Below are 15,251 nucleotides of genomic sequence, written 5' to 3' on the forward strand. Positions count from 1 at the left end.
ATTCACGCCGCGCGCCATCAGCGACGCACGAGGTAAGCGACCCAAACGAAGAAGGTGACGGTGGCTATCGTAAAGCCGACGAAAGCGAGAATTTGGAGCCCGCTTGCATCGGCCAGCGAGAAAGCAGTGTTTTCCAGCATGATTTGCCTCGGTCAACCGAAATAAACACGGAGCACATTCATTGCCAGCGCGGAAATCAGCAGGATCATATTCAACACCGCGACTCCCAAAACGATCTTGGCTGCCAGCATGTCCTGCTCCTTCTCCCCGCCACTCATCCATTCGCTCGCATGGGCGACCACGGGTCCTTTTTCAGATCCGACCCGGTCCTAGCCCACCCCAATATACCACCATGTAAAACAGCGACCAAAGGAAAAGCACTGCGTAGACGACCAGCAGCCACACCGGGAGGTATCCGTGCCGTGCCTGGATGGTGCCGCCGGCATATTCCTCCAACTTGTGCTCGTGGTCCGAACCTTGATCCGAGCCGTCACTCTCTGGTGTACTTTCCGGTGTGCTTGGCGTTGTCATTTTCCACTTCCCTTTCGTAGAATCTGGTGGCCGCGTCGTCGGCGCCGCGGAAGGCGCCCGAGAGCACGCCCCAAACGAAGACGCAAAGCGCACCAAGGCTCATCAACATGGCGCCTGCATAAGGTCCGGTGATCTCAAATCCGAGCATAACTCAGTCTCCTTTGGCGGTATGTTGTTTGCCGGTCACCGACCCGCCGTCACCTTCGCCGGATTCGGAAGCCTTCTGCGCCCGGCTCCCGCCGGGAACATAGGCTTTATCCGGAGAATCCGCCTCCAGATTGAGGTCGTTCAGCGCCGCGCGATCCGTGTCCGCGATCGCCAGCGGTTCGCCCGTGAGCGGGTCCTTATAGGCGGAAAGTGCGAGGACGTAGTACGAGAGCGCCCACCGGTCCTTCTCGGGCAATGCATCCCGATAGGAGGGCATGGGCGTGCCGCTCAACCCGGTCGTCATGGTCCGAAAGATGTCTTCGACTGCTGTCCCCGATTTGAACTGGCCACTGGTGAGGTCGGCCGGCACAATACCAAAACCGAGATCGTCCTTCAGCCCGGCGGCTTTCTCGCCATCGCCCTTTCCGCTCTTGCCATGGCACTCCCAGCATTTGGCGATCTGCCAGACTTCCTTGCCGCGATCGAGGATTTGCGGAGAAGCCTCGGGCGGCTTTGCGATGTACAGAGGAGCGCCGGGCGGCTCCTCGACGAAGAACGCATAGGGCTTGGCCGGGTCGGAGCGGTCCACCGCCAGCTCATACTTGATGTATTGGATGACCGCGAGCCTATCGTTGAGCGGCAGATCGTACCAGGCCGGCATAGCCGTGCCGCGAACTCCGCGGGTGATGGTGCGCAAGAGGTCACCGTCCGTCGGCAGCGGCTCCTTGGTCAACCGGAACTTGAACACAGCCGCCGCAAAGCTTCGCGGGCGCTGATTGAACATGAAGGTCGCCGCAGGTCCATTGCCGTCGCCGTTGACCCCATGGCAGCCGAGGCACCGCCGCCCATAGACCTCCTTGCCATGCGCGATCCACTCGCTCGAGCGCGGCATCGTCGCGTCCATGACTTCAAGTTGCTGCGGCTCGAACAGGTCGCGCCATTTGCCACGATTCATGCCGAGCTTCTGGACATAAGCGACGAGACCTTCCAGGTCTTTCGTCTCGGCGGCGATTTGAACCGTACTGCCTGTGTATTCCTGGTTTGGTATCACAATGACTGGGGCCTTGCCGCGCGCCCGCATCGGCACGAACAGCAGCCCGTCGGCGCTTGGCGTGAGCCTGATCTGCTTCTGGCTCGCAAAGTCGAACAGCCCTTCGGTCACGGGCGTTTTTTCCAGAGTACGATTGCCGGCTTCGCCATCGACGATTGCGACCGGCTGCTCGGGCGTGTCGAAGAGTCCCCGGTAACGCGCCATGACCGTGTCCGGGGACAGCATGCGCGGATTCCAGAAATGGGCAAAATGCCACTCGTCGCTGTATTTGAGGCCGACCCGCGTCAGGTCCGGGCCGATGCGCCGCGTGCCGAAAAGATGGGGCACGTCATAGGCATATTCGCCGGACTCGGTCACCGGGCCCCAGCGGCGCGTTTCGCCGGTCACCGGGCGCACGTATTGGGAGTGGCAGTACCAGCAGCCCTCGCGAAGATAGACCGCGCGGCCGAGTTTCTGCTGCGGCGTGTAATCGGTCGCCTCCGTTTGTACCCATTTGAGCTGGCCGAGATCGGTCCGGGTAACCGCGGTCACCCGGGTGGTGCGGGCCGAAGGTTCGAAAAACGGCAGGAAGCCCTGGGTGACGAGGGCGGCGAAGAAGCAAAAGATGCCGGCCACCAGGACAACGAACCGCGCACTCATCGCGTCGCCCGTCCAACCGGAACCGGGCTCCTGTCGAAAGCCGAACTATCCGCTGCTCTGGCCGGCCGGGTCAGCGCCGTCATCATCAGATTGATGACGAGAAGCGTCATCCCGATATCCATGCTGATGCCGGCAACAGTCCGCACCAGCCAATAGGGCCGCATCGCGAGCACAGTGTCGAGCCACTCGGTGCCGGCCATCCACTGGAAGCCCTGCTGCAGACCGCCAGCGGTCAGCACCAGACCCATGGTGGAGATGCCGACGGTGATCAGCCAGAACGCCCAATTGCCCATCGTGAACGACCAAAGCTCGCGCCCGCAGGCCCGCGGCCAGACATAGATCAGACCGCCCATCGCCCAGACCACGAACGTCCCGAACACGGTAAGGTGCGAATGCGAGATGACGAAATCCGTGAAATGGGTCGGCTGCTGGATCGAGCGCAAGGCTTCCGTCGAGCCCTGGAAACACCCCACCAGATACATCAGCGAGCCCGTGATCAGAAATTTCGCCGGGAGGTTCTTCCCGAAGGCGTCCCAGCGGCCTTTCACGGTGCCGAAGAAGTTCACCAGCACCGTCCACACCGGAATGATCAGCAGCATGGAGGTGATGATCGCCAGCGTCTCGGCCCAGTCGGCGATCGGACTGTAGAGATAATGATGAATGCCGACAAAGGGATAAAACAGGGCGAGAGACCAAAAGCCGACAAGCGACAGCTTGTGGCCATAGATCGGATTGCGCACGCTGATCGGCAGGAAGTAGTATATGAGCACGTAGCCCGCCGGCGTGATCCACAATCCGACGATGTAATGGAGGTAGAGGCCATGGAAGGCCGCGCTGTTGATGCCTGAGATTGTGTAGGGCAGGATGATGCCCAGAACGAGATTCATCGTCGTCCACACGAAAGCCCCGATCAGATACCAGAGCGCGACATAGAGCGGCGGCTCGAGGCGTCGCGAGATGGTGATCAGGAATTGCGCGGTCGCCACGGCGATAACGAGAAAGAGCGGGATTTTGGCGAACAGCGGGAACTCGCCGGCTTCCAGGCCGTTGTTTTCGCCGAACGGCAGCGAGATGAGCGCGGCCGCCACGACGACATTCCACAGCCAGGCCAGCGGTATGCCCCATCGCGGCCACGGCACCCGCACGCCGCACAGACGCGGCACCAGGTAATAGCATTCGCCGATGAAGAGCGATGAAAAGGCGCCGAAGATGACGCCGTTGACGTGGACCGGCCGCAACCTGCCGAAGGTCAACCCCAGACTGGTGCCGAGGTAATCGGGATAGTTGAAGAGGCCCGACAGCGCCACGCCGACCGAAGGGGCGACCACGAGCCAGAACATGCCCCAATAGAGCCAAGTTCGCACAACCGGCCAGTCCACCAGTTCATCCAGGTCGATGCCAGCGAATCTGCCACGCAATGCTTCTGCCACGGCATGCTCCCCAATCACGCGGTTCAACCGCGCGGCTCGTCAGGACTCGATTTCAAAACTTTGCCAGCGTCGAGGACTACCCGATGCCGGTTGTGCGGTTTCGGATATCGTGCGGCGCGACTCGGGCCTCCCCGCAGCCCGCGCCACGCCGAAAAGAACTAATGCTTGCCGGGGACCAACACCGAGCCGGTGTTCGACCAGGTAATGTACGCTTCCAAAGCCTTCATCGCGTCCGACTCGGGATCGATCTTTTCGCCCTGGTTGGGCTTCTCGATGCACCAGTTGATCATGTCGCGTAGCGCCGCGAATTTGCTAGTTTCTACCTGGAACTTCGGGTAGGACTGCGGGTGGGTGTCGGAGGCCATGGGATGGCACATTGCGCAGGCCATTCCCGTGGTGGAGAGGACGACGCCCATCTGTTTGGCAGTTGCCCCATCGCCATGGAACAAGAGGTCGCCCTTCCTGACCTGCTCCATGAACACGTCTTCGTATAGTTTCAACTGCGCCGGTGCGTGCGGTGCCTTGTGGGCACTGGTGGGGCCGACGAGGACGGCGACCACCGCAATCGCTACGACGAAGGACGGTCGGCACAACACGCCGAGAAATGTCGCTCTGATTGTCATAACCATTCCTCCCTTAGTATGGCCACATATTGTCCGCCATTCGCGGCCGCAACTTCTCAGGTTGACTCAACGAGGAATCCGGGTCCGTTTGAACGAAAACCTCCTTGCGGCCCCACATGATGTATTCGACGTCAACCTTGTCGTCGGCGTTCACATTCACGGTTTCCCAGCCGACCCCATCGAAGTGATCGCCGGGGTCGGCCCGGATCATCAGCTTGGTCAGCTTGGGCACGCCTTCCGGGGCATAGGGCCACGGCCAGGAGGTCGCCAGCATGCCGATTGAGCGCATGGTGCCGATCTCGTTATAGAGCACCTGGTGGACGTGACCGTGGATGTTGGTGACCTTGGTATATGGCTTCAGCACCTCATTTACTTCGCGCCAGTCGCGCACCCAGAAATTCCAGGGCGGGTAGTACTCGTAGAGCGGATTATGGCTGAAGATGACGATCGGTCTGGACTTATCCCAGTCGGCGAGTATCTTCTGCATCCAGTCGAGCTGGTCGCGGCCGACGCCGGCCCACGCGCCGGCAACCGTGCCGTCGAGGGTTGCCATATGGCCCATGCGTTCCTCTGGCGTCATCTTCTTCACTGTCCAGTAGTCCGGTCCCCGGCTGACCGTATCGAGCCCGATGAAGCGCACGCCTTTGTGGTCGAACGTCCAGTTGGGCTGGCCGAACAACTCGCCCCACTTCTTGCCCATATCCAGATACCAGTCGTGCTCGCCCGGGATGTAATACTTCTTGACCTTCAGATCCTTGAGGAGCTCGACGCCAAGCTCGAGTTCCTCGATCTTTCCGAGCTGGGCCAGGTCGCCGCCGAAGATCAGGAAGTCGGCCGGCGGATCCATGGCCTGGACCTCTTTCACGGCGCGCACCACCTTGTCGACGAAGCGCGTGTTGAGGGATTTCTCGTAGAGATGGGTGTCCGAAATCCAGGCGAACTTGAAGGGCGCTTCGGCGGCGTGGGCGACGTCGATGGTGTTGAGCAGCGGCCACCACGCGAAGGTCTGGGCGACGGAAGCGGCGCCGAACAGCAGCGATCTGTGAATGAAGGTGCGACGGGTGATTTGGAGCGAGTCGTCGGGGCGTACCCCAGGCTGCTGCAGCACCGCATGCATTTCCCGCCGAACGCGGTCAAGCTCGTTAGACATCAGGGTTCCTCCTCAGTGCAGACCGTTTCTTAAAGCGTCGGTCCTCTCATAGGCACGCGACCCTGTTGGGTCAGTGGGTCGCCCGTTTTCTTATTTTTTCAGTTCAATCGTCAGGCTGGTAGGCTTATTCTCCGCTACAGTTACGGGCTGCTCGATTGGCCCGGTGAAGGGTTGGACCGCCACGAGCGTATAGTTGCCCGGCGGAACATCGGTTATGGTGAATTTGCCGTCGGGGCCGGTGATCGCGTAGTAGGGATTGTCCACCACATAGACCCAGCCTTCCATCCAGCCATGCGCGTCGCAGTCGATGCGGACAGTACCGGCGCGGTTCAGTTCGACGGGTATGCGCTGTCCCTGATTGGGCAGCGCCAGGTTGAAGGCGGTGCGCTTGCCATAATAGCCGTGGGTGTTGTGGAGCACCGGATCGGTGTTGACGACATCCAGCGGACCGGCAGGGATTGCCTGAACCTCGGGTACGAAGCGGCATTTGACATTGTCAATTTCGGGCGGCTTACCCGTCTCAGGCCAAGGTTTTCCCGTGGCCACGTCGACCAGGTAGACAACTGCGCTCTCGACGGCTTGATCGGCGCCGACCCGGATCAGCGGGTCCTCGCGCGGTGCTCCGCACACTTCGACATCCTTGGTGGGGATGATCGTTTTTGTCGGCACGTCGCCGCGGTAGACGATTGTACCCTCGATCGTGCCGCCTCCCGTGACCGGGCCCACGTCGTAGGCTCGCGCAGGCGCGGACATCGTCGCAGCGAAAACGGTCACCGCTAGCCCACTGATCCACTTGAGCGTCTTCATCGACGACACCTCCTCCGAGGGGATCATGTTTCGTTTGGGAAACTGGTGGATCATAAGGCGAAATGAGTTATCATGTCTAGGGTGTGAACCAACTAAATAAGACCAGATCGGCGCAACCAGCCAGCAGACGGTTACTTGGACAAGCGTCGTGCTCGGGAACGTGAGGCGCTTTTCTCGATATACCGGAGGTACCTGATGAAGCGACGGCATGGACTCCTCCGCCCCTGGGCTCATGCTCCCCATGCCCTCTTCTGCCTCATAGTCGCAGCGGCCCTGTCGGTCTTCCAACCGACGGCGCGGGCTGACACAGCGGCTGTGACGATCGGCGGCCCATTCACGCTCACGGCGCCGGACGGAACGACCGTCACAGATGCGACGTATCGCGGCAAATGGCTGCTGGTTTTCTTCGGCTATACTTCTTGTCCCGACATCTGCCCGACGACACTGTACGAAATCGACGCGGCGCTTGAGGAACTCGGCCCCGACGCCGCAAGACTGCAACCGATCTTCATCACCGTCGATCCTGAACGCGACACACCCGAAGTGATGGGCAAATACACCGGAGCGTTCGGTTCACGGATCATTGGACTCACCGGCAGCCCGCAGCAGATCGCCGCGGTTGCGAGGGAATATGGCGCCGACAGCGCGCGCCACAAAACGGGAGCCGGCGCGGAAGACTACGCCGTCGACCACAGTACTTACATTTACATCATGGATATTCAGGGCAAATTCGTGCGAGGCTTGGATTTCGACACGCCGGCTGATCGCATTGCCGATACGCTACGCAAAATCATGGCGCAGCCCGATGAATGAAGGAAGCCATAGCTGGAGTTGCAGATAAGACAAAGTGTGAGGTGTAACCAAAGGTCGGCGCGATGGGAGAAATCGAGATCTGCGGCGACTGGAAATTGGGGGGAGCATGAGCGATAGCCGATGGCAGTCCCGGGAGGCCGGCGTCACGAGTTATGACGGGTTCTTCGCCGACGCCATCGCGCGGCTGCAGGAGGAGCGGCGCTACCGGGTCTTTGCGGACCTCGAGCGGATCGTAGGCCGCTTTCCCTACGCGGTGTGGCACTCCCCGCAAGGACCGAAGGACGTCGTCATCTGGTGCTCCAACGACTATCTCGGGATGGGACAACACCCGAAGGTCGTCGCAGCCATGGTCGAAGCGGCGACCCGGATGGGGACCGGGGCGGGCGGAACGCGCAACATTGCCGGCACCAACCATCCGCTGGTCGAACTCGAGGGCGAGCTTGCCGATCTCCACGGCAAGGAGGCGGCGCTGGTCTTCACGTCCGGCTATGTTTCGAACCAGACCGGCATCTCGACCATCGCCAGGCTGGTCCCCGATTGTCTGATCCTGTCCGATGCCCTCAACCACAATTCGATGATCGAGGGCATCCGCCAGTCCGGCACGGAGAAATGCATCTTCCGCCACAACGACGTCGGTCATCTCGAGGAATTGCTGAAGACGGCGGATCCGGATCGGCCGAAGCTCATCGTCTTCGAAAGTCTCTATTCGATGGGCGGCGACGTCGCGCCAATCAATCGCACTTGCGATATTGCCGATCGTTACGGCGCGATGACCTATCTCGACGAGGTCCATGCGGTGGGCATGTACGGTCCTCGGGGCGCTGGAATCGCCGCGCGCGACGGCGCCATGAACCGCATTGACGTGATTGAAGGCACGCTCGCCAAAGCCTTCGGCTGCCTCGGCGGCTATATCACGGGAAGCGCTGTGCTGATCGATGCGATCCGTTCCTATGCTCCAGGTTTCATCTTCACCACCGCGCTGCCACCGGCTATCTGCGCTGCCGCCACGGCGGCGATCCGGCATCTGAAAACCTCTGAGGAGGAGCGCAAGCGTCAGCAGGATCGCGCCCGACGAGTTAAGGCGGTGCTGGGCGCGGCGGGCCTGCCCGTCATGCTCAGCGACACCCATATCATTCCAGTGGCGGTCGGCGATCCGGCGCAGTGCAAGGCGGCAAGCGACCTTCTGCTGAGCGAGTACGGCATCTATATCCAGCCGATCAATTATCCCACCGTGGCGAAGGGAACCGAGCGGCTGCGCATCACGCCGACGCCCTGCCATGATGACATCATGATCGATCGGCTCGCCGCGGCTCTGGTCGATGTCTGGAATCGGCTCGGGCTGCCACGCGACAATCTCGCTTACGTGGCTGAATGAAGCCGTGTCGTTTCGCCCCAACCGTTCCTCGAAGATTGAACCTTAAGGATCAAAGAAATGGCTGCCAAGGAAATCAAATTCTCGTTCGATGCTCGCGACAGAATGCTGCGTGGCATCGACACCCTAGCGAGTGCGGTGAGGGTCACGCTTGGCCCCAGAGGACGCAACGTCGCAATCGAAAGGTCGTTCGGTACACCGCGGGTCAGCAAGGACGGCGTGACCGTCGCCAAAGAAATCGAACTCGACAACAGATTCGAGGATATGGGCGCCCGGATGGTGCGCGAGATCGCCTCCAAGACTTCCTATCAGGCTGGTGACGGCACGACCACCGCGATCGTGCTCGCTCATGCAATCATCAGGGAGGGCGCCAAGGCGGTGGCCGCCGGCATGAATCCCATGGACTTGAAGCGTGGCATCGATCTTGCGGTCGAAGCCGTTGTCGCGGAGCTCAAGAAGAACGCCAGGAAAGTCATCTCGAATGTTGAGATTGCACAAGTCGGCACCATCTCGGCTAACGGCGACACCGAGATTGGCCGCCACCTTGCCGAAGCCATGAAGAGGGTCGGCAGCGACGGCGTGATCACCGTCGAGGACGGGACGTCGCTCGAAACCGAACTCGAGTTTGTCGAGGGCATGCAGTTCGACCGCGGCTACATTTCGCCTTACTTCATTACCAACCGCGACAAGATGCGGGTCGAGATGCAGGATGCGTATATCCTCATCAGCGAGAAGAAATTGTCCAGCCTGAACGAAATACTGCCGCTGCTCGAGAAGGTGGTTCAGGCTGCCAAGCCACTGCTCATCATCGCGGAGGATGTTGAGCGCGAGGTGATGGCGGCGCTTGTGGTCAACAAGTTGCGCGGCAGTCTCAAGGTTGCCGCCGTGAAGGCACCGGCCTACGGAGACCGCCGTAAGGCGATGCTGCAGGACATGGCGTTGCTGACAGGTGGAACGGTGATCTCTGAGGATCTCGGCCTCAAGCTCGAGAATGTTTCCCTCGATGCGCTCGGGCGCACCAAGAAGGTGATGATCGACAAGGGAAACACCACGATCGTCGGCGGCGCCGGCAAGAAGGCAGGCATCGAAGCCCGCATCGCCGAGATTAAGCTCCAACTTTCGGAAACCACCTCCGATTACGACCGCGAGAAGCTCCAGGAGCGGCTGGCGAGGCTGGCTGGCGGCGTCGCCGTGATCCGCGTCGGCGGCGCCACCGAAGTCGAGGTCAGGGAGAAGAAGGATCGCATCGATGACGCGATGAATGCGACCAGAGCTGCGGTCGAGGAGGGCATTCTCCCGGGCGGTGGGGTCGCCTTGTTGCGCGCCGGCAAGGCGCTCAAGAAGCTCGAGGGCGGCAACGCTGACCAGAACGCCGGCATCGCGATTGTCAGGGAGGCGATCACCTGGCCGGCCCGGCAGATCGCGAACAATGCCGGCGTGGAAGGCGCGGTCGTCATCGCCAAGATCCTCGAAAACGACAACAAGGCCTATGGCTACGATGCCCAAACGGGCGAGTACGGGGATCTGGTGTCGAAGGGCATCATCGACCCGGCCAAGGTGGTGCGCACGACGCTCCAGGGCGCGGCCTCGGTGGCGGGCCTCCTCATCATGACGGAAGCCATGGTGGCCGAACTGCCGGGCCCACCGCCGCCAACGCTTCCCGGTCACGATCATGATCACGATCATCATCACGACATGGATTTCTGAGCGTCTTGCGGCCAGCAGAATCGCAGAATTGTCCGGGTTGGATCGCCGCACCAAGCCCGCTGGAACAATTGATCGGACACAGGGTTTCATCATCAACGTTACCGAAGGAGAAACCAATGACCGCCGCCGATAATACTTTGAACGACTGGTTGCGTGACGCACACGCAATGGAGCAGCAAGCCCTGACAATGTTGAAGGCGCAGCAGAGCCGGCTGGAAAACTATCCGGAGGTGCGCAAAAGGATCACCGAACATATCGGCGAAACCGAACGCCAAGCTGAACTCATCCGAGGCTGCCTGAAGACCCGGGGCGAGGAGATCAGTGCGCTGAAAGATACCGGGGGTCGGTTGATGGCGCTGGCTCAGGCGCTGGGCGGAATCTTTTTGAGCGACGAAGTCGTCAAAGGCTCGCTTGTAAGTTACGCGTTTGAACACTTCGAAGCCGCCAGCTATCGCATGCTGATAGCAGCGTCAAAGCATGTCGGTGATCAAAACACGCAAAGTGTCTGTGAAGGGATCTTGGCGGAAGAGGAAGCGATGGCTCAGTGGCTTGCCGAACACGCCGACAGTGTCGTCGATACGTACCTCACGCGAGAGGCGGAGGGTTCTGACGCTGCCAAAAGATGATGCCAGAAGTACGATTGGCCGATGATCGAAACGGCCCAGCCCGGACCATGCAAGACGAGGTGTCACCATGATCGACGAATTCAAGATGTTCATTGAAAGGCGCAAGATCGTTGCGCAGGCCTATGTCAACGGCGATGCTGAACCGCTGACGAAAATTGCAATCAAAAATTCCGCCGCGACTTTTTTCGGTCCGATGGGCGGTGTGGTCGAAGGCGCGGCCGAAGTTATGTCGCGGTATGAAAGCGACGCCCGCTCTTTCGATACTGGCAGCGAGAGTGACCTGGAGATTGTGCACATGTCCGCTAACGGCGAAATCGGTTACTGGGCGGGCTTTCAGAATGCCAAAGCGCGGTTGAAGGGAAGGACCGAGACAATCCCGATGCGTTTGAGGGTTACAGAAATTTTCCGCAAAAGCGAGGGTGAGTGGCGCTTGATCCACCGACATGCTGATCCTCTTTCAAAGGAGAAGTAAAGCTCACTCTCTGTCCGCACCGCCAAGCCGAATTTGGCGATTGTGATATTCAATAACCTGCTGGAGGGCGATGCATCGGTGGTGCTGTCCTTCTGGCCGGTGACCACGCAATCCGTAACGCGATCAAAGGTTTTGCCTTCGAACTAGGGCGATTGTAGCCTTTTAGTCATCAATCAAAATTGGCCATTATCGGCATTTTCAACCGATCGTTTATCAACCAGAGGCGAACTTGAACAAAAACGCTCCAGTAAGCCCCATCGGGGATTAGGTGTCCCCCAAGGCGCCTTGACGCAAACAACGTGACGCCACCGCCCATCGCGTTCAGCTGAGAATTAGACGACCGACTTCACGCGTTCCCAGCCATTGGCCAAGTGAATGTCCAGTTCGTGGGCTAATGTCTCGGCGTCGCGGGCTTCGAGAGCTGCGATGATACGCTCATGCTCGGCGACGGCACCTGCCCATCGCTCCGCTCCTTCATGCCCGATAAAGCGGATACGCTTGACGCGCGATTGCAATAGCCCATGCACTTCGGCAAGAGGGGCATTATTGGCGAGGGCGACAATCCCGGTGTGGATCTGCTGGTTCAGTTTGTAGTATTCGAGCCGCTCGCCGGCCTCGTAATGCCTCACCATGGCATCGTGCAGAACACGAATCTGCGCGATTCCTTCGTCGCTCGCCTGTGCGCATGCGAAGCGGCCGGCCAGCATTTCCATTGACCGGATGACGATGAGCATGTCCTCGACGTCCTTCGCCGAGAAACGCTTGACCACCGCACCGCGGCTCGGAACCAGTTCGACAAGTCCTTCGCTGGCCAGAAACTTCAACGCCTCTCGCAACGGCGTACGCGAGACGCCCAACTCCTCGCCAAGCTGATTCTCGTAAATCCGCTCGCCGGGTTGCAGATCGCCCTCGATGATCATGTCGCGTAACCGGGTGACTATCTCGCCGTGCAGCGATTGACGAGAGATCGTGGCAACTGTGCGCCGCCCAGCTGGTTCAATTACTTCCGAAGCCATCGTCTCTCTCCCTTGTAATTTGTCCGCCCGACTTACGGGCTTCGCTGGCATTCATTTTCGCATTGCCGGAGGCAAAATGATACAGCCTTTTTCATACGTAATTTTTTATACTGTATACGAAATGCTTGCGTCTTCAAAGATTAGCCTGTAGTCCTCTGATGGATCATTGAAGAGGAGGAGCTTTCATGGCCATGAGCGAAACTGCTGCCAAGACACGGGCGAACCGACCCGTTCTGGCCCTTGCCATGGGCGATCCGGCCGGCATCAGTTCGGAACTAACTGCCAGATTACTTTCCTTGCCGGAGCTTCGAAGCGCCGCGCATCTCATCGTCATTGGCGATCGCCGCATCTTGGACGAAGGCGCGGAGGCGGCGCAGATTGCACTCGACCTCGATTTTCGCACGGTGAGCGATTTTTCGACGGGCCCCGCCGAGCGGCCCGTCTTCGTTGATCTTGGCCATCTCGACCCAGCTGACGTGACGCGCGGCGAGGCAACTCTTGCTGGCGGCATTTTTGCGACCGAGAACTTTCGCTTCGCGCTGCGCCTCGCCAATGAAGGCCGCGTCGACGGCGTCTGCTTCACCCCTTTCAACAAAAAGGCGATGCGCTACGCCTATCCTGGCTATGACGATGAGATCCGTTTCGTTTCCGATGTCCTCCCCTTCAAGGGGAAGATGCGTGAGTTCAACGTACTTGAGCGCATCTGGAATGCGCGCGTAACCTCGCATATCCCGCTGTCGGCAGTCTCCGCCCACATCAGCGAGGACGCTATTCTGGCGGAGGTCGAGCTAACCGTTGCGTGCCTGCGCCTCGCAGGGATCGACAATCCAAAAATCGCGGTAGCAGGGCTTAATCCGCACGCCGGAGACGGTGGCAGCTTCGGAATGGAGGAAATCGAGGTCATTGAGCCTGCGGTGGCGCGGGCGAAGGCTGAAGGCTACGCCGTCGAAGGTCCGTTCCCAGCCGACACCGTGTTCCTGCGAGCCGTGAAGGAGGGCTTCCATGCTGTGCTGACCATGTATCACGATCAGGGGCAGATCGCGATGAAGATGATGGGCTTCGACAAGGGCGTCACGATGATGGGGGGGCTGCCGTTCCCGCTCTGTACCCCGGCCCACGGCACAGCCTACGATATTGCCGGCCGTGGCACCGCCGACGTAGGAGCCTCGCGCGAGGCTGTCCTGCTGGCGGCAAAAATGGCAGTGCGGCAGGCTGGGTTGAAAGAGACGGCGCATAACACCGATTAACGAAGACAGAACCGAACGCCGGGGTAGGAGCTTGCGGCGGGCGGTTCAACAACCGGGAGGAACTGATATGCTGAAACAGATTACGTTGGCACTGCTTGCGATAACCACCGCTGCGCCGGCGCTGGCTTTCGAGCCGACGCGGCCAGTAGAGTTCGTGGTGACTTCGGGGCCCGGCGGTGGCACCGACAATTTCGCCCGAACGGTACAATCGATTATCGCCAAACACAAATTGATGGACGCGCCGATCGTCGTCACCAACAAGGGCGGCGGCAGCGGAGCAGAGGGCTTTGTCTACGCGGCCGGTTACAAGGGCGACCCTTATAAGCTGACATTCGGCACCAACAATGAATATCTCCTGCCGAGCGTCGCCGACGTTCCCTACGCACCGGAAGACCTGACGCCCGTCGCTGCCCTTGCGCTCGATGAATTCCTGGTCTGGGTGAATGGCGAATCCAAGATCAATGACATCAAGGCTTTTGTGGCGGCAGCGAAGACTGAGCCGAAGGCAATCCAGTTTGGCGGCAGTCAGTCCAAGGATACCGATCAGATACTTGTTTCGACCATAGCCGAGACAGCAGGGGCCGAATTCCGTTACATTCCATTCAAGAGTGGCGGTGAGGCGGCTGTCCAGTTGGCCGGCGGCCACATCGATGCCAATGTAAACAATCCCAACGAAAATCGCGGCCAGTGGCAGGCCGGCATGGTGAAGCCGCTCTGCGTCTTCCGGCCTGACCGCTTCCCGCAAGGTGCGCCCGTGCATGATGGCAAGGGTTGGCATGATATCCCGACCTGCGCCGAGGCTGGTCTGGCGATCGACAGCTATCGCATGCCGCGCACCGTCTGGCTGCCGGCCGGGGTCGATGAGGAGGTCATCGCCTTCTACCGCGACGTTCTGAAGAAGGTTTCCGAGACTCCGGAATGGGCAGATTACGTTGCCAAGACCTCGCAGACATCGCAGTTTATGGCGGGCAATGACTTCAATGCCTACCAGACAGGTGACCGCGACAACGTCCGCAAGGTGCTCAAACGCGAAGGTTGGCTGGTGAAGTGAACCATGTATGGGGACGCCTTCGCTGGCGTCTCCAACCTTTGCAACGCTTGGGAGGCGAGCATGGCCGAGTTTGAAAGAGGATCGGTGTCCCGTAAGACGATGGAAGTCGTCACCGCACTCCTCACCGCAGGGGTAGGTTTCGCCGTCTGCTACGGATCCTGGCGCAGTGGCATCGGCTGGAGTGATATGGGACCCGGAGCGGGTTACTTCCCCTTTTACATCGGTGCCCTGATCATACTCGGTAGTCTGGTGACGCTGCTGCGTAGTCTGTTCTTCTATCAACATATCGGCGAGGTTTTCCTCGACGCCAAGAGGGCCAAGCCCGTTCTCGGCTTCTTTTTGCCGATCGTCGCCTTCATCGTCGTCTCGCTGTTTCTCGGTCTCTATGTCGGCACGGTGCTTTACATCTTCGGCTCCATGAAGTGGCAGGGAAGCTACCGTTGGTGGATTTCTGTCCTCTCGGCACTGGCTGTTACCGCTCTGTTTTATCTCGTTTTTGAGATCGGATTTCAGGTTCCGCTGCTCAAGGGGCCGGTTGAAAGCTGGCTCGGCATCTACTGATCCAAGGG

17 protein-coding genes are annotated in these 15,251 nt (G+C 59.9%); 8 read left to right on the forward strand and 9 right to left on the reverse strand.

What is annotated here, in order from left to right; translation table 11 throughout:
• Window positions 1-17: 17 nt before the first annotated feature.
• The 8 genes from ACSQ3H_RS26530 to ACSQ3H_RS26565 all read right to left on the reverse strand — a co-directional run bounded on the left by ACSQ3H_RS26530 (window position 18) and on the right by ACSQ3H_RS26565 (window position 6,324).
• Window positions 18-140 (reverse strand): hypothetical protein, encoded by a 123-nt coding sequence (locus ACSQ3H_RS26530; RefSeq protein ID WP_436120100.1) that lies wholly within the window; start codon window positions 138-140, stop codon window positions 18-20.
• A 172-nt stretch (window positions 141-312) separates the two neighbouring features.
• Complete coding sequence (locus ACSQ3H_RS26535; RefSeq protein WP_436120101.1) at window positions 313-531, reverse strand: hypothetical protein; 219 nt, start codon at window positions 529-531, stop codon at window positions 313-315.
• A complete protein-coding gene (locus ACSQ3H_RS26540) occupies window positions 491-679 on the reverse strand; it encodes a hypothetical protein (RefSeq protein ID WP_436120102.1) in 189 nt (62 codons plus the stop codon). Before ACSQ3H_RS26540 ends, ACSQ3H_RS26535 begins: the two co-directional genes overlap by 41 nt.
• 3 nt (window positions 680-682) lie before the next feature.
• Window positions 683-2,368: a cbb3-type cytochrome c oxidase subunit II gene (locus ACSQ3H_RS26545; protein ID WP_436120103.1), complete on the reverse strand. Its 1,686-nt coding sequence runs from the start codon at window positions 2,366-2,368 to the stop codon at window positions 683-685.
• Window positions 2,365-3,798 carry a cbb3-type cytochrome c oxidase subunit I gene (locus tag ACSQ3H_RS26550; RefSeq protein WP_436120104.1) on the reverse strand — a complete coding sequence of 478 codons (1,434 nt, stop codon included), beginning with the start codon at window positions 3,796-3,798 and terminating at the stop codon, window positions 2,365-2,367. Before ACSQ3H_RS26550 ends, ACSQ3H_RS26545 begins: the two co-directional genes overlap by 4 nt.
• 158 nt (window positions 3,799-3,956) lie before the next feature.
• Window positions 3,957-4,421 (reverse strand): c-type cytochrome, encoded by a 465-nt coding sequence (locus tag ACSQ3H_RS26555; RefSeq protein WP_436120105.1) that lies wholly within the window; start codon window positions 4,419-4,421, stop codon window positions 3,957-3,959.
• A gap of 13 nt (window positions 4,422-4,434) precedes the next feature.
• Window positions 4,435-5,571: a metallophosphoesterase family protein gene (locus ACSQ3H_RS26560; protein WP_436120106.1), complete on the reverse strand. Its 1,137-nt coding sequence runs from the start codon at window positions 5,569-5,571 to the stop codon at window positions 4,435-4,437.
• 90 nt (window positions 5,572-5,661) lie between these two features.
• Entirely contained in the window at window positions 5,662-6,324 is a 663-nt protein-coding gene (locus ACSQ3H_RS26565) for a carboxypeptidase regulatory-like domain-containing protein (RefSeq protein ID WP_436120414.1), read from the reverse strand.
• A 249-nt stretch (window positions 6,325-6,573) separates the two neighbouring features.
• Between ACSQ3H_RS26565 and ACSQ3H_RS26570 the strand changes: the two genes are divergently transcribed.
• From ACSQ3H_RS26570 to ACSQ3H_RS26590, 5 genes are all read left to right on the forward strand, one after another.
• Window positions 6,574-7,191 carry an SCO family protein gene (locus tag ACSQ3H_RS26570; RefSeq protein ID WP_436120107.1) on the forward strand — a complete coding sequence of 206 codons (618 nt, stop codon included), beginning with the start codon at window positions 6,574-6,576 and terminating at the stop codon, window positions 7,189-7,191.
• Between the two features lie 106 nt (window positions 7,192-7,297).
• Window positions 7,298-8,566 (forward strand): 5-aminolevulinate synthase, encoded by a 1,269-nt coding sequence (hemA, locus tag ACSQ3H_RS26575; protein WP_436120108.1) that lies wholly within the window; start codon window positions 7,298-7,300, stop codon window positions 8,564-8,566.
• A 57-nt stretch (window positions 8,567-8,623) separates the two neighbouring features.
• Window positions 8,624-10,270 carry a chaperonin GroEL gene (gene groL / locus ACSQ3H_RS26580; protein WP_436120109.1) on the forward strand — a complete coding sequence of 549 codons (1,647 nt, stop codon included), beginning with the start codon at window positions 8,624-8,626 and terminating at the stop codon, window positions 10,268-10,270.
• Between the two features lie 116 nt (window positions 10,271-10,386).
• Entirely contained in the window at window positions 10,387-10,896 is a 510-nt protein-coding gene (locus ACSQ3H_RS26585; RefSeq protein ID WP_436120110.1) for a ferritin-like domain-containing protein, read from the forward strand.
• A 67-nt stretch (window positions 10,897-10,963) separates the two neighbouring features.
• Window positions 10,964-11,368 (forward strand): YybH family protein, encoded by a 405-nt coding sequence (locus ACSQ3H_RS26590; protein ID WP_436120111.1) that lies wholly within the window; start codon window positions 10,964-10,966, stop codon window positions 11,366-11,368.
• Window positions 11,369-11,700: 332 nt separating this feature from the next.
• On the opposite strand, the gene ACSQ3H_RS26595 is transcribed toward ACSQ3H_RS26590, so the two are convergent.
• Entirely contained in the window at window positions 11,701-12,384 is a 684-nt protein-coding gene (locus ACSQ3H_RS26595) for a GntR family transcriptional regulator (protein ID WP_436120112.1), read from the reverse strand.
• A gap of 191 nt (window positions 12,385-12,575) precedes the next feature.
• Here ACSQ3H_RS26595 and ACSQ3H_RS26600 point away from each other — a divergent pair, with 191 nt between their 5' ends.
• From ACSQ3H_RS26600 to ACSQ3H_RS26610, 3 genes are all read left to right on the forward strand, one after another.
• Entirely contained in the window at window positions 12,576-13,631 is a 1,056-nt protein-coding gene (locus tag ACSQ3H_RS26600; RefSeq protein ID WP_436120415.1) for a 4-hydroxythreonine-4-phosphate dehydrogenase PdxA, read from the forward strand.
• 67 nt (window positions 13,632-13,698) lie between these two features.
• Window positions 13,699-14,682, forward strand: a complete 984-nt coding sequence (locus tag ACSQ3H_RS26605) for a Bug family tripartite tricarboxylate transporter substrate binding protein (protein WP_436120113.1) — start codon at window positions 13,699-13,701, stop codon at window positions 14,680-14,682.
• Window positions 14,683-14,742: 60 nt separating this feature from the next.
• Window positions 14,743-15,243 (forward strand): tripartite tricarboxylate transporter TctB family protein, encoded by a 501-nt coding sequence (locus ACSQ3H_RS26610; RefSeq protein WP_436120114.1) that lies wholly within the window; start codon window positions 14,743-14,745, stop codon window positions 15,241-15,243.
• The last annotated feature ends 8 nt before the right edge of the window (window positions 15,244-15,251 follow it).

The sequence above is a fragment of the Phyllobacterium sp. LjRoot231 genome, assembly GCF_964253365.1.
Taxonomy (GTDB): Bacteria; Pseudomonadota; Alphaproteobacteria; order Rhizobiales; family Rhizobiaceae; genus Phyllobacterium.

Bases quoted from the DNA above. Each gene is read 5' to 3' on its own strand.
- ACSQ3H_RS26590 (WP_436120111.1), top strand. From the start codon at position 10,964: ATGATCGACGAATTCAAGATGTTCATTGAAAGGCGCAAGATCGTTGCG.
- ACSQ3H_RS26545 (WP_436120103.1), bottom strand. From the start codon at position 2,368: ATGAGTGCGCGGTTCGTTGTCCTGGTGGCCGGCATCTTTTGCTTCTTC.
- ACSQ3H_RS26555 (WP_436120105.1), bottom strand. From the start codon at position 4,421: ATGACAATCAGAGCGACATTTCTCGGCGTGTTGTGCCGACCGTCCTTC.
- ACSQ3H_RS26560 (WP_436120106.1), bottom strand. From the start codon at position 5,571: ATGTCTAACGAGCTTGACCGCGTTCGGCGGGAAATGCATGCGGTGCTG.
- ACSQ3H_RS26540 (WP_436120102.1), bottom strand. From the start codon at position 679: ATGCTCGGATTTGAGATCACCGGACCTTATGCAGGCGCCATGTTGATG.
- ACSQ3H_RS26530 (WP_436120100.1), bottom strand. From the start codon at position 140: ATGCTGGAAAACACTGCTTTCTCGCTGGCCGATGCAAGCGGGCTCCAA.
- ACSQ3H_RS26610 (WP_436120114.1), top strand. From the start codon at position 14,743: ATGGCCGAGTTTGAAAGAGGATCGGTGTCCCGTAAGACGATGGAAGTC.
- ACSQ3H_RS26565 (WP_436120414.1), bottom strand. From the start codon at position 6,324: ATGTCCGCGCCTGCGCGAGCCTACGACGTGGGCCCGGTCACGGGAGGC.
- ACSQ3H_RS26535 (WP_436120101.1), bottom strand. From the start codon at position 531: ATGACAACGCCAAGCACACCGGAAAGTACACCAGAGAGTGACGGCTCG.
- ACSQ3H_RS26570 (WP_436120107.1), top strand. From the start codon at position 6,574: ATGAAGCGACGGCATGGACTCCTCCGCCCCTGGGCTCATGCTCCCCAT.
- ACSQ3H_RS26605 (WP_436120113.1), top strand. From the start codon at position 13,699: ATGCTGAAACAGATTACGTTGGCACTGCTTGCGATAACCACCGCTGCG.
- ACSQ3H_RS26595 (WP_436120112.1), bottom strand. From the start codon at position 12,384: ATGGCTTCGGAAGTAATTGAACCAGCTGGGCGGCGCACAGTTGCCACG.
- groL (WP_436120109.1), top strand. From the start codon at position 8,624: ATGGCTGCCAAGGAAATCAAATTCTCGTTCGATGCTCGCGACAGAATG.
- ACSQ3H_RS26600 (WP_436120415.1), top strand. From the start codon at position 12,576: ATGAGCGAAACTGCTGCCAAGACACGGGCGAACCGACCCGTTCTGGCC.
- ACSQ3H_RS26585 (WP_436120110.1), top strand. From the start codon at position 10,387: ATGACCGCCGCCGATAATACTTTGAACGACTGGTTGCGTGACGCACAC.
- hemA (WP_436120108.1), top strand. From the start codon at position 7,298: ATGAGCGATAGCCGATGGCAGTCCCGGGAGGCCGGCGTCACGAGTTAT.